Annotated in this window: 10 protein-coding genes; all 10 read right to left on the reverse strand. The window is 63.1% G+C overall.

The window, feature by feature from the left end; genetic code table 11:
* Positions 1–6 precede the first annotated feature (6 nt).
* The 10 genes from QBK88_RS01600 to QBK88_RS01645 all read right to left on the reverse strand — a co-directional run bounded on the left by QBK88_RS01600 (position 7) and on the right by QBK88_RS01645 (position 12,214).
* Positions 7–1,326: a hypothetical protein gene (locus QBK88_RS01600; RefSeq protein WP_277960635.1), complete on the reverse strand. Its 1,320-nt coding sequence runs from the start codon at positions 1,324–1,326 to the stop codon at positions 7–9.
* Positions 1,295–2,542 carry a glycosyltransferase family 4 protein gene (locus QBK88_RS01605; RefSeq protein WP_277960636.1) on the reverse strand — a complete coding sequence of 416 codons (1,248 nt, stop codon included), beginning with the start codon at positions 2,540–2,542 and terminating at the stop codon, positions 1,295–1,297. The genes QBK88_RS01600 and QBK88_RS01605 overlap by 32 nt, the downstream gene beginning before the upstream one ends.
* Positions 2,539–3,540 carry a glycosyltransferase gene (locus tag QBK88_RS01610; protein WP_277960637.1) on the reverse strand — a complete coding sequence of 334 codons (1,002 nt, stop codon included), beginning with the start codon at positions 3,538–3,540 and terminating at the stop codon, positions 2,539–2,541. Before QBK88_RS01610 ends, QBK88_RS01605 begins: the two co-directional genes overlap by 4 nt.
* 38 nt (positions 3,541–3,578) lie before the next feature.
* A complete protein-coding gene (gene rfaH, locus QBK88_RS01615; RefSeq protein ID WP_268147737.1) occupies positions 3,579–4,082 on the reverse strand; it encodes a transcription/translation regulatory transformer protein RfaH in 504 nt (167 codons plus the stop codon).
* A 58-nt stretch (positions 4,083–4,140) separates the two neighbouring features.
* Positions 4,141–6,351 carry a polysaccharide biosynthesis tyrosine autokinase gene (locus tag QBK88_RS01620; RefSeq protein WP_277960638.1) on the reverse strand — a complete coding sequence of 737 codons (2,211 nt, stop codon included), beginning with the start codon at positions 6,349–6,351 and terminating at the stop codon, positions 4,141–4,143.
* Between the two features lie 38 nt (positions 6,352–6,389).
* Positions 6,390–7,319 (reverse strand): glycosyltransferase, encoded by a 930-nt coding sequence (locus QBK88_RS01625; protein WP_277960639.1) that lies wholly within the window; start codon positions 7,317–7,319, stop codon positions 6,390–6,392.
* Positions 7,316–8,833 carry an oligosaccharide flippase family protein gene (locus tag QBK88_RS01630; RefSeq protein WP_277960640.1) on the reverse strand — a complete coding sequence of 506 codons (1,518 nt, stop codon included), beginning with the start codon at positions 8,831–8,833 and terminating at the stop codon, positions 7,316–7,318. The genes QBK88_RS01625 and QBK88_RS01630 overlap by 4 nt, the downstream gene beginning before the upstream one ends.
* A 3-nt stretch (positions 8,834–8,836) precedes the next feature.
* A complete protein-coding gene (locus QBK88_RS01635; RefSeq protein WP_268147745.1) occupies positions 8,837–9,946 on the reverse strand; it encodes a DegT/DnrJ/EryC1/StrS family aminotransferase in 1,110 nt (369 codons plus the stop codon).
* A 42-nt stretch (positions 9,947–9,988) separates the two neighbouring features.
* Positions 9,989–10,759, reverse strand: coding sequence for a hypothetical protein (locus tag QBK88_RS01640; protein WP_277960690.1), 771 nt, complete (start codon positions 10,757–10,759; stop codon positions 9,989–9,991).
* A gap of 654 nt (positions 10,760–11,413) precedes the next feature.
* A complete protein-coding gene (locus QBK88_RS01645; RefSeq protein ID WP_277960641.1) occupies positions 11,414–12,214 on the reverse strand; it encodes a carbon-nitrogen hydrolase family protein in 801 nt (266 codons plus the stop codon).
* Positions 12,215–12,216 lie beyond the last annotated feature (2 nt).

Consider the following 12,216-nt stretch of genomic DNA (forward strand, 5'->3'; position numbering starts at 1 on the left):
GTCGTTTCACTGGGTTCGCAGGGGCGTGACGAACGCCGGGCTTCGGGGAATGGTTGCACGCAGGCTGACACTGTCGGTAAGCGGCATGGCCTTGCGCCTCAGCGCCACCGAGACAGCCAGGCCCAGGAACAGATCCGCGACCGAGACTTCCGGAATGTCGGTGGTCCAGCTGATCAGCGTCAGGCAGAAGCAGATGCACACCAGCGCCCTGGCCAGCCGAGTGGGTTTGTCGCGCAACAGGCTCATCAACGGCACCAGCAGGCAGTACACCGCCAGGCCACCCAGGCCGAACGTGGCCCACAGGTACATGGCGCTGTTGTCGGCCACCATCGACACCGTGGCCGAGTACACCGGGAAGGCGGCGACGGTGCTGCCCACCATGCCGAACCCGGCGCCCCACAGCTGCCAGCCTTGCACCCACTGGTTGTGGGCCAGGTTGGGCCAGGTGTAGATCAGCCGGTCATAGAACGACGACAGGAAACCGACCTGCGCCGCCGGGGCGTTGGGGTCGAAGTCCATGGTCAGGCCAATGATCGGCAGGGCTATACCTATGGCCACCACGGTGGCGAACAGTACCCGGCAGGTCATGCGGTGGCGAAGCAGGGGCATCAGCAGCAGTGTGCAGGCGTAGGCCACGGCAGTGGATTTGTTGGTGGTTATCCAGATGGCCGCCATGCTGACGCCGAACAGCGGCAGCAGAATCAGCCGTGAGCGGATGAAGGCGCTCAGGTACAGGCTGTAGAGCGCGAGGATCACCGCCAGGGTAGTGGACAGGCGGGTGAAACCGGCCAGCCGGTCGACACCGTCGGCACTCCACATCAGGTTACCTGCCACCTCGGTATCGCCCACGCTGTAGCTATAGCCCTTCCAGGGCACGGTGGTGTACTTGTCCAGCAGCACACCGCCCAGCGAGGCCAGCAGGCACAGTCCCACCACCAGGGCGAGCGTGCGCTTGCGGTGTTCCAGGTGGGTGCCGCAGACCATGCCGAACAGGAACGGGCCATACATGTACAGGGAGAACAGGATATTGCCCGGGCCTGCGCCATGCAGCATGCCCAGCGCCGAGGCGATGGTCAGCAACAGCATCAGGGTCCAGAACGCCCGGCCGCCCTTGAAGGTGAACAGCTCCAGCGCGAACAGGCCCAGGCAGGCGATTTTCGCCGGGTACATCAATATCGACAGCCCGGCGTGGTCCAGGTAGTAGCGCAAGGCGCCGCCAAAGGTTTCGGTGACGATCAGGGCGATGGCGACCAGCAGGACGATCAGCGATTTGCTGAGGGCAATGCGCGGGCGTCTAGAGCGGCTCGGAGGCAGGCTGGGATTCATGGAAGGTGCCCTTGTTCTGGTAAACCTGGAAAAACAGCTGTTGGTAGCCGTCAAGCATGCGGTCCATGTCCAGCAGCGGCGCTACGCTGGCCCGGGCCTGGGCGGCCAGTTGGCGGCGCAGTTCGGGTTGGCGGTACAGGCGCAGCATGGCCAGGGCCAGGGACTCCGGTTCATCGGGGTCGCACAACAGGCCGTTGATACCCTCGCGGATAATCTCCGGCAGGCCACCGCGGTGGCTGGCGATGACTGGCACCGAATGGGCGCAGGCCTCGACCGCGACCATGCCGAACGGCTCGTTCCACAGTGACGGCACCAGGGCTACGTCGATCTGGCGGTAAAAGCTTTCCGGCGACTGGTAGCCCACGAAATGGATGTTTTCGTCCGTCTCGGCCAACTGGCGAATATCGCGTTCGTAGTCCTGTTGGCCGCGCCCGGCAATCTGCAGCGTGGCGTTGAACGGCAGGCGCTTGAACTGTTCGATCATCCAGCGCACGCCCTTGTGGTCCGACAGGGTGCCCAGGTAGCCAAACCTCAGTGGCTCGCTGTCTGCCAACCGACCCTGGGGGTGGGGGCGGTGCACTTCCTCGACCTTGGGGCTGGCGTTGTAGATGACATGGGCGCTGGCGTTGCGGAAGAACCGCGCATTCTGCAGGCGGTCGAGCAGAAAGTGGCTGACCCCCACCACTGCGTCCACCTGCGCCGAGCGTTCGGCGTGCCCCTGGCGCAGCGTGCTGCACAAGGTGCAGGGGCCGCCGCAGCACTGGCGCTTCTTGAACATCAGGCTGCCGGGGCACAGCAGGTACATGTCGTGCAGCACTTGCACGATCGGCACCCCGGCCTTGGAAATTTCGTCCCAGACCGCCACGGACCATCCACCCAGGTTGTGGCACACCACCAGGCCGATGTTCTCCAGCCTCATGACCTGGCGCACATAGGCGCGCATGCCCATGTTGTAGCGGTCGCGCACGTGCCAGCTCAGGCGCGCCAATGCATTGGGCCGCTGGTCGCTGAAGTGCCAGTAGGTATTGAGCAGGCCGGCGCGGTAGACCTTCACACCCTTGACCTGGTCTTGCACCAGGCCTGGATCGGCACCGGTGGTCAATACACATACATTCATGCCGCGTTGGTGCAACCCTTCGACCGTGCGTTGCAGCACGATTTCAGCCCCACCGCCGATGTTCGGCGCGTACAGGCTGGAGAGGAACAGCACGTTCATAGCGGAAACGACTTGTTGAGGCCCAACCGCCCGGACTCGCCGTCGGCGATGGCTTGCTGTAGCAGCGCCAGGCGCTGGTGCGTGCCGCGGCGCAGGGCCACCAGGCGCAACAGGGTCATGAACACGGCGCGGTTGAGGTGGTAGAGCCAGCCCCAACGCGCCCAGACGAATTTGTCGAACCAGGCCTGGTTGCGGGCGGTGTAGTAGGCGCGCATGTCGGAATCACCCATCAGGAAAGTCTCGTAGATGTTGTTGGTGCGGGCCTTGATGTTCCAGGAGTGCTCCAGGTCTTCTAGCAACGCGTCGGTGACCAGGAAAATGTGCCCGCCGCTGGCAGTGATACGCCGGGTGTATTCGGTATCGTCGGCGTACAGGATCATGTCGGCGCGCGGGAGGCCGATGTTCTCGTACATGGCGCGGTGCCCGAGCAGCCCGCCATAGGTGGCGAACGGCAGTTTCACCAGGCTGTGATGCACGTCTTCGGCGTGTGGCTTGCCCCATGGGGTGCGGCGCCACACCTTGTAAGGCAGTTGGGCAATGTGAAAACCGAAGCAACTGGAACGGTGGGGAAACGCGTGGCGGCGCGGTACCCCAGCGGCAATGTCGGCCTGGTGGGTGGGGCGAAAACCCAGCACGGCCACCTGGGCACGGCCGAGCTTGCGTGCGCATTCGGCCAGGCGCTGGTGCAATTGCTCCACGGCGCCAGGGGTAGGCGCGTTGTCATCGTCCATCAGCCAGATGTACTCGGCACCCGCTTCCAGCGCCGCGGCGATACCCACCGCATAACCGTTGGCCGACCCGGTGTTGGCCGGCAGGTCGATGACCTTCACCTGGGTCGGCCAACGCTGCAGCAATTGACCAAGGTCCGAGCGCGAAGCGTTGCTGACCACGATCACCTGGCCGATGGCGGCGCAGGTCAGTGACCGCTCGATCAGCGCTTGCAGGTAGTGAAGGCGATCACCGTAGGTCAGGGTGACCAGGGTCGTGGTAGCGGGCATGGCAGTTTCCCCCTTTCTTGTTGTCGGGCCGTCGCGGCTCAGCAGGCTGGCAAGGCCATGCGCGACAGGCTGCTCTTGGGCAGGCTGATGCGTTGTTCACGTTGCAGCAGGTTGAGCAGGATCACCGCGCGCTCCTGGCCGTCATCGCTGAGGAAGATGGCCTGGATCTCGCTGCCACCGGTGCGCACCAGCACCGCTTCGCCCTGGTTGAAACAGGGCTGTGGCGCGGGTGTCGCCAGGCGCCGACGGATCTGGATGATCAGGCTGTCGGGCACCGGGCAAGGCGCGCCGCCGAAGGCGACGATGCGGCACACGCCACGGGTGGAGCGAATGGGGTACCAGCTTTCACCCTGCTCCAGGCGGATGAACAGGTAGCCTGGGAACAGCTCTTCTTCAGCGGCCTTGCGCGGTTTGTCCAGCGCCGGTTTCAGCGGGCGAAAGCATTCGAAGTGCTGGCGAGCCAGGTGTTCTTCGGCGCGGGCCTCCTGGCGTGGCTTGGTCTGGATCAGGTACCAGTTGGAACTGTCATTCAGGTAGCTCATGGTCAGTGTCTCGCGTGCCGCCCCGGCTCCTGCCGGGGGAATGGATCGGTGGCCCTGTTTATTTCTTGTTCGGGCTGTAGTCGTAGGCGGAGCAGTCGTATTCGGCGGTGGACGCCTTGCGTTGCACACCGTTGAAAATCGCGCCTTTGACCAGCACGCCGTTTTGCGCGAGGCGGCGCTTGGCGACTTCCAGTTCCTTGGCCGAGCTTTTCCCGAAGCGCGCCACCAGCAACGTGGTGCCGGACTGCCGGCCCACCAGCGCAGCGTCGGTCACGGCCATGATCGGTGGGGTGTCGATGATCACCAGGTCATACTTGGGCGAGAGTTCGCGCAGCAGCTTGTGGAAGTTGTCGTGCATCAACAGCTCGGACGGGTTGGGCGCCGCGAAACCACAGGATATGAAGTGCAGGTTGTCCACCGCCGTGGCGTTGACCACCTCGCGGTTGCTCAGGCGCGCGGCCAGTGCGTCGGACAGCCCGTGGCGCGGTTGCAGGCCCACCACTTTGTGCAGGTAGCCCTTGCGCATGTCGGCGTCGATCAGCAGCACTTTCTTGCCGGCCTGGGCAATGGTCACGGCCAGGTTGGCGCTGATGAACGATTTGCCCACCGCAGGGCTGGGGCTGGAAATCATCAGGATGTTGTTGCGGGCTTCCATCATGGCGAAGTGCAGGCTGGTGCGCAGGCTGCGCAACGACTCCACGGCCAGCTCACCCGGTTCGGCGACGCTCAGCAGTTGGGTGTCACCACTGCCTTTGCGCGGCGCGCGGCCTTTGTTCAGGCGGTCCTGCAGCCGCGACAGGGGTACCGAGGCATAGACCGGAATGCCCAGGTTCTCGATGTCGTCCGGGTTGACAATGCCGCGGTCGAAGGCCTGGCGCACGAAGATGATCGCCACGGCCACCAGGCCGCCGAGCAGGATCGAGATCAGCACGATCAGTTTCTTCATCGGCTTGACCGGCTCTTCGACGTTGGCGTCCGCCTTGTCGATGATGTGCACGTTGCCGATGTTGCCGGCGCGGATGATGTCCTGCTCCTGGGTCTTGTTCAGCAGTTGTGTGTAGGTCTGGTTGGTGACCTGTTGCTCACGGGTCAGGCGCAGCAGTTCCTGCTGGGTTTCGGGCAGGTTGTGCACCCGGCCTTGCATGGCGGCCTTTTGCGCTTCCAGCTGGTTGATCTGGTTGGTCAGCGCCACCTGGGTGGGGTGCTGACGGGTGTACAGGCGGTCCAGGTCAACGCGTTTGAGCTTGAGCTCGGAGATCTGGTTGTCGACGCTGACCACCTGGGTCAGCAGCGAGCTGGTTTCCTGGGAGATGTCCACCGAACGGCTGCGCATCTGGTAGTCGTGCAGCGCATCTTCGGCCTTGGTCAACTCGCCGCGCACGATAGGCAGTTGCGAGCGCAGGAATTGCAGGCGCTGTTCGGCTTCGGCCGAGGTACGTTCCAGGTTCTGGCGCACGTACAGGCGGCTGATCTCGTTGAGCACGCGGTTGGCCTGGGCCGGGTCGGGGTCTTCCAGGGACAGGTAAACGATGCCCGAGTCCTTGCCGGCCTCCGCCACCTTGAGTTTGGTCTGGTAGTCCAGTTGGGTCACCAGGGCGCGGTTGCGTGCCAGGGTGAATTCAGTGCCAGGGCGTGCTTGCAGGGTGTCGACCTGCAGGCTGATACCGCCAGCGGCCGCCAGCTGCCCCACCTGGCCGCTGAGCAGCGCGTCGCCATCACTGTCCAGCAGGCGGTACTGGCCGTTTTCGCCAGCCACCAGAGTCATCTTCTTGCCCAGCAGGGTGTCGGGCACCTCCAGGGTCGAGACGTCCAGTTTTTCACCGCCCCAGGCGAAGCTGTCCAGGCCCAGCAAGGGCGCGGCGAGCGGCTCGCTGGCGGTGGGCTTGAAGTGGCGGGCCATGAAGGCGCCGATGCCCGGCAGGTAGTTGGGCTTGTGGACCACGTCCAGGTTCAGTTCGTTGACCACCTGGCCCAATACGGCGCGCGAGCGGATCAGTTCGATCTCGGCGGTGGCCTGGGACACGGCATTGGGCTTGGTATTGATTTCGGGCGTGGCGTCCAGGCCCACTCGACGGGGTTCGATCTGGATCATCACGTTGGCCTGGTAGCTGGGGGTGGCCAGGATGGCGAATGCCAGGCCGGCCACCGCGAAACTGCCAACCACGCCGGCGATCAGGCGCTTGTGGTCTATCAGGGTGCGCAACAGGGTCGCCAGGTCTAACTGAGTGTCCTGGTAGTGCTCAAGGGAGGAGCGGTTCATCGCAGTCATTTTTGTTGATCCTCAATACTCAGGTAGGGCGGGCTTGGTCAGCCTCGGGCCGTCGACGCGGTGGCGCGGCGCAGCAGGTTGACGCTGACGTTGCGGGCCACGAGGGCCAGGGCCAGCAGTTTCTTCAGGGGCGAGATGGCGGAAATGGACAGGCCGAACAGTTGCACCTGGCAGTGCTCGTACAGCGGCACGTTGCCGATGCGGAAGTAGTAATTGGCCAGGGCGCCGTAGGTGTGCAGGGTCATCTGCAACTTCTTCTTGTCCGACCGCATGGAGAACACCCCGCCGCTGTGAACCCGGTAGGCCGCGGGGCTGATGTCGCCCATGTACTTGCCCTTGCCGTGCGCGCCCAGCAGCGCCCACCACACCAGGTCATTGAGCGGCGCGCCCGCCAGTTCGCGGGGCATTTCATGCAGCACATTGCGAAAACAGGTGGTGAGGGTGGAAATCGGCCGGCCCTGCATCAGTTCCAGGCTGGTGGAATCGCGCTGGCCTTTGCCCTGCAACTGCACGCCCTGCATGCCGTGCTCGTTGAAGGCCACGGCGTCGTGGTAGGTGAGTACGTAGTCCAGGTGGTGCTCCAGGAAGTCCACCTGCTTTTGCAGCTTGAAGGGGTCGGTCCAGTAGTCATCGCCTTCGCAGAACGCGATGTACTTGCCGCGGGACAGGCGAAATAGCCCGGGGCAAGGGTGGTTGCCTTGCTGGTACTGGTTCTCGCTCTGGAACTGCGGCCGAATGATGCCGGGGTAACGCCGGGCATAGTCGGCAACGATGGCCGCGGTGCCGTCGGTGGAGCAGTCATCGTTGATGACGATCTCGAACGGGAAGTCGGTCTGCTGGGCCAGGAAACTGTCCAGTGTCTGCGCCACGAAGTGTTCGTGGTTGTAGGTAGGGCAGACGATGCTCAGCAGCGGTTCGCGTGCCGCGCCCCAGTTTCTGGTGATGTCGCTTTCGGGTCTGCTGTTCATCGTTGCGCACTCACACGGTTGAAGATCAGGAGGACACGTTGCAGCACGGGCCGGTGGCTGCCGGCCACCAGCAACAGGCTGATCAGGCCGCACAGGGCCAGGGCCAGGAACGTCTGCAAGCGGTTTTCGCCGGCCAGGGCATGCACCAGCGGCAGGGTCACCAGCAGCCCCACTGCGCTCATCAGGCTGATACGCAGCACGTCATGCAGCCACTCGCGGTGCAGCCCGGGTGCCAGGCGGTGGTGAATGAACGCGGGCCAGAAGGCAAAGGTCAGCAGGCGCAGGGCAAACCAGGCTATCGCCGCGCCCATGGCACCGTGGAACTGCACCGCCAGTACCAGAACTGGCACGGTGACCACGGCCGAGACCAGGCTGTACCACAGGTGCAGGTGCATTCGGCCGTGGGCGTACTGCAGGTAGAACTGAAACCCGCTGAGGCTCAGGATGCCGCTGCCCAGGGCGTACCAGAACAGCACCGGCGCCACCCAGCGCGCGGCTTCCTGGTCACCGCTCCAGGCGTACACCAGGGCATCGCCGTGTATCGCGATCACCGCTGACAGCGGCACGATGAAGGTGGCGATGAAGCGATGGGCGTTCAGGTACAGGCGCTGCATGTCGGCATCGCGCCCCTCGGCCATCAGTGCGGTCATGCGCGGCAGCAAGGTCTGCACCAGCGGGTTGATCAGCATGACGATGCCGGTACTGATCAGCGCCACCAGGGAGAAGTAGCCGTAGTCCTTCAAGGTCAGATGCGAGGACAGCAGTACCTTGTCCAGTTGCGTCAGCAGAAGCCACAGTACCGAGCTGAGCGAGAGGCTGGCGGCGAAGGGCAACACCGGCTTGATCAGTGCGCGGTTCAGACCGCTGTACCAGCGCGGCGCTGGCAGCTTGCGCCAGGCCTTCACGGCGAAAATCAGGGTTTCCAGCAGCGCCACGCCCACCTGGAACTGGAAGAACACGATCGGGTCCTGGGACACCCAGGCGACCAGGGCCAGGCCGCCGAAGTAGCGCAGGGTGGCGATCAGCATGTTGGCGCCGTTGAGCCAGGCATGCAGTTCCAGGCCTTGCAGGCCACTCTTGTACAGGGTGGCGTAGAGCCTGAGCGCTACCATCACGCCCATCAGGGCTACGCAGTGGGCCAGGGTCTGTGGTGCCAGGTGCTGGGCGTTGAGCCATTGCCCGGCGATCCAGGGGCTGGCGAACCACACGCCCAGCACGCACAACAGTGCCAGGGGCACGAAGATCAGCTCGAAGGAGCGCAGCAGCCAACCGGATTGGCGCAACTGCCGGGCGCTCCCCTGGTGGTGGGCGATCTCGCGTACCAGTGAAGGCGACATGCCCGCGTCCAGCAGGGTCAGCCAGGCTTGCAGCACCGCGTAGAAACCGATCAGGCCGTACGTCTCGGCACCCAGGTGGCCGAGGTAGAACGGCATGATCAGTATTCCCACCAGCAGCGTATAGGCCTGGCCCAGGTAGCTGATGGTGGTGTTGTGAACCACCGAGAGCTTTTTCATGCATTACACCGCATGTGCCAGGGAGGCATCCTGGGGCTGCTCGCGCTGGCGCAGCAGTGTGTCGATCACCTTGTCCTGAATGTCTCGGGCCAGGCCCGGGTAGATGGGCAGGCACAGGATGCGCTGGCTCAGGCCGCGTGAATGCGGCTGGGCGGCCTGGGGCTGCAGGTAGTCCAGGGTGTCCAGCGATGGGTAGAAGTAGCGGCGCGGGTTGATCCCCTGTTCCTGCAGGGCGTCGCGCACGGCCAGGGCTTCGGTCTGGTTCTGCAGGCCTACCGGAAAGTAGCTGTAGTTGATCTCGTCGCCGTCGTGTACGCCTTGCAGGTCGAAGTGCCCACCCAGGCGCTGCTCGTAGTAGTGGCCCATTTCGGCACGCTGCTCGAAGATGTGCTCGATGTCGTCCAGTACGCACAGGCCCATGGCCGAGGAGAACTCGTTCAGCTTGGCGTTGGTGCCCAGGCCTTCGATGCGGTCCACGCCAGTGATGCCGAAGTTGCACAGCTTGCGCACTTCGCGGGCCAGGTCATCGTCCTGGGTGACGATGGCGCCACCTTCGATGGTGTGGAACAGTTTGGTGGCGTGGAAGCTCAGCGTGCTGGCGTCGCCCCAGTTGTACACCGACTGGCCGGCATGGCGTACGCCGAAGGCATGGGCACCGTCATACACCACCTTGAGGTTGCGGCGCTTGGCGATGGCGTCGATGCGTTCCACCTCGCACGGGTTGCCGAACACGTGGGTGGCGACGATGGCGCTGGTGTCGGAGCCGATGCGTGATTCGATCTGGTCGGGGTCGATATTCCAGGTGCGTGGGTCGATATCGGCGAACACCGGGCGGATGCCTTCCCATTGCAGGGTGCTGCTGGTAGCCACGAAGCTGAAAGGGGTGGTGACCGCGCTGCCGGTCAGTCCCAGCGCCCGGTAAGCCACCTGCAACGCCAGGGTGCCGTTGTTGGTGAGGATCAGGTTGCGCACACCCAGGTGTTCCTTGAGGCGCTCCTCCAGCTCGCAGCACAGCGGGCCGTGGTTGGTCATCCAGTGCGAGGCGTAGATCATGTCCACGTACGCCTTGAACTTGTCGATGTTGCCCAGATAAGACTTGGTCACGTTAATCATGGTGCATCTCCCGGCAATGGCCGCAGGGGCCTCGAGGCGTACTCAGGAAAGGGGGGCGTCGGTGCGAGTGATAACTTTTCGGGCCCGCCGCTGGTTCAGTTTCAATATCCAGCGGGTCACCAGGCTGCCGGCGTGGGGGTCGCCGTAATGAAATAACGCGGTGGCACGCCGGAAGGCCGGATCACAGGCCTGGTTGGCATGCAGTGAGCGATAACCCCAAAAGAAATAAACGTTGCCGGGCACAATGCGTAATGTCGCGGGTTTTAATATTTTGCGATCAATACAGGCACTTATGAACTTTCTGCAAAGTGCATTCTGGAATAGGGCTTTTTCAATCACGTTCACCAGCACCCAGCGGCGAACCCGGCGCAAGTTGGGAAACAGGATCAGGTCACCGCGTTGCTCGCCTTCCTGCGGGGTGAAGATGGGCACCAGTACGGTCAACACGGTGGCATCGTAGTGGAAGGCATTGGATTCCTTGCGCCCGGTACCGCCCTGCACGCAGCGCAGTACCGGGAAGATTTCGTCGCTGGGGGCATCGTGACCGTTGCCCTGCTTATGCATGCGTGACAGCAACTCCTTGAATTCTGGCGTTTTTCCGAACGCCGCCAAGGCGCTGCCGGCCAAGGCCGGGTAGCCGTGGTAAGCGAAATACTGGTTGTTGTGGCGGGTAGCCTGTTCCTCGACGTAGGCGCGCAGGTTGCTCAGCGCAGCCTCGTCGAGGGCATTTTCCAGGCTGGCGAAACCCTGGTGGTTCATGTCGTGAACCAGGCGGGCAGAGGTGCTTTCATCGATTGAAATCAGTGGCGACATGGCAACAGACTCGCTGCGTTTCAGGAAGGGTCGCGAAGGCAGGACATCGACGCTTTTATTGTTCTTCACACTTTCTTGCGGCATGGCTACCGCAGGGTTCGGCCCGTTCAAGCCATTTGAAAGTGTTTTACCTGGGACAAAGCTACCGCCCGCTCGTCGAAACAAGCTGTTTGCGAATTACTCTGTCAAAACCCATACGGGCTCGATAAAAAACGAGCCAGGAAAAGTAAAATAAGTGTTGGCAGGTTTAAGCAGTTACTACCAGATTGCTCATCGGCCGCACTCTGTGTTGCGGCTCGACCCACAACTTCTTGGCGGTGGGTAGAGAGATATATCGACTGTCTTCAAGGGACTGTCAATCGCTTTTGTCAAAAAAATTGCAGGTGGGTGAGAATGCCACCGTGAGCGAATGTAACTAGTTGAAATATAACGAAGTTGAAAAGTTGACGCTGGAGATCGGATCACTTTTCCACGGTTTTATGGCGCATTGCCCTGTTTGCGCCTTGCCGCCCCCACGCCGCCCCTGTATTTGCTGGGGGCTGTGCACCACGGGGCTTTCGGGCGGCTGACACGGAGCGCGGGAGGCTGAAAGATTACCGACGCCAAAAAAATGAAGCCCTCGATAAGAGGGCTTCGTGGTTGGCGGAATATTGACTACTGTTCGGAAATTGACCGATACAGCTCCGGCCTTCTGTCCCGCAGGTAGTCATAGGCTTCGCGCACCGTGGTGAGCGTGCCACGGGATAATTCGGCGTAGAGCAGCGATGGCTCTGTTCCGGCGGTAGCAGGCAGGCTGCCGTCCGGCCCGGCGACGCTGCTAAGGCCGCAGTAACGGAGGCTGCCTTCGGCGCCGCAGTAGTTGGCGTAGGCCAGATAGCATTGGTTTTCGAAGGCCCGGCTGCGCACTGTCACCTGAGCGATAAACTCGAACGGCAGCATATTGGCGGTGGGCACCAGGAGCAGTTCGGCACCGTTCAGGGCCAGCCGCCTGGCGGCTTCCGGGAATTCGATGTCGTAGCAGATCAGCAGGCCTATGCGCCAGCCATCGACTTCGGCCACCGGGAAGTCATCGCCCCCGGGGCTGAACATGTTGTGGTCCAACGCGCCGAAAAGGTGGGTCTTGCGATAGTTGAGGCGGCTGGTGCCACGGCTGTCGAACAGCTGCGCGCTGTTATACAGGCGCCCGTCCGTGCCGCGCTCGGGGTAGCCGTAGGCAATGGCGATACCGTGGGCTTCGGCGATGCCGGCGATAACGTGGGCTGACGGGCCGTCGGCCGGTTCCGCCAGGCGCTGTACGGCGCCCAGGCCGATGTTGTAGCCCGTCAGGAACATCTCCGGGAATACCACCAGGCTGGCGCCCTGGGCCTTGGCCATGCGCACCTGGGCCTGCAGGCGCGCCAGGTTGTCGATGACCGCCAATGGCTGCGGCTGGCATTGGCAAAGCGCGATTTTCATGG

The organism is Pseudomonas sp. RIT-To-2, assembly GCF_029623465.1.
Lineage (GTDB): Bacteria > Pseudomonadota > Gammaproteobacteria > Pseudomonadales > Pseudomonadaceae > Aquipseudomonas > Aquipseudomonas silvicola.

Coding starts and splice junctions, on each gene's coding strand:
- QBK88_RS01600 (WP_277960635.1), bottom strand. CDS start 1,326: ATGAATCCCAGCCTGCCTCCGAGCCGCTCTAGACGCCCGCGCATTGCC.
- QBK88_RS01605 (WP_277960636.1), bottom strand. CDS start 2,542: ATGAACGTGCTGTTCCTCTCCAGCCTGTACGCGCCGAACATCGGCGGT.
- QBK88_RS01610 (WP_277960637.1), bottom strand. CDS start 3,540: ATGCCCGCTACCACGACCCTGGTCACCCTGACCTACGGTGATCGCCTT.
- rfaH (WP_268147737.1), bottom strand. CDS start 4,082: ATGAGCTACCTGAATGACAGTTCCAACTGGTACCTGATCCAGACCAAG.
- QBK88_RS01620 (WP_277960638.1), bottom strand. CDS start 6,351: ATGACTGCGATGAACCGCTCCTCCCTTGAGCACTACCAGGACACTCAG.
- QBK88_RS01625 (WP_277960639.1), bottom strand. CDS start 7,319: ATGAACAGCAGACCCGAAAGCGACATCACCAGAAACTGGGGCGCGGCA.
- QBK88_RS01630 (WP_277960640.1), bottom strand. CDS start 8,833: ATGAAAAAGCTCTCGGTGGTTCACAACACCACCATCAGCTACCTGGGC.
- QBK88_RS01635 (WP_268147745.1), bottom strand. CDS start 9,946: ATGATTAACGTGACCAAGTCTTATCTGGGCAACATCGACAAGTTCAAG.
- QBK88_RS01640 (WP_277960690.1), bottom strand. CDS start 10,759: ATGTCGCCACTGATTTCAATCGATGAAAGCACCTCTGCCCGCCTGGTT.
- QBK88_RS01645 (WP_277960641.1), bottom strand. CDS start 12,214: ATGAAAATCGCGCTTTGCCAATGCCAGCCGCAGCCATTGGCGGTCATC.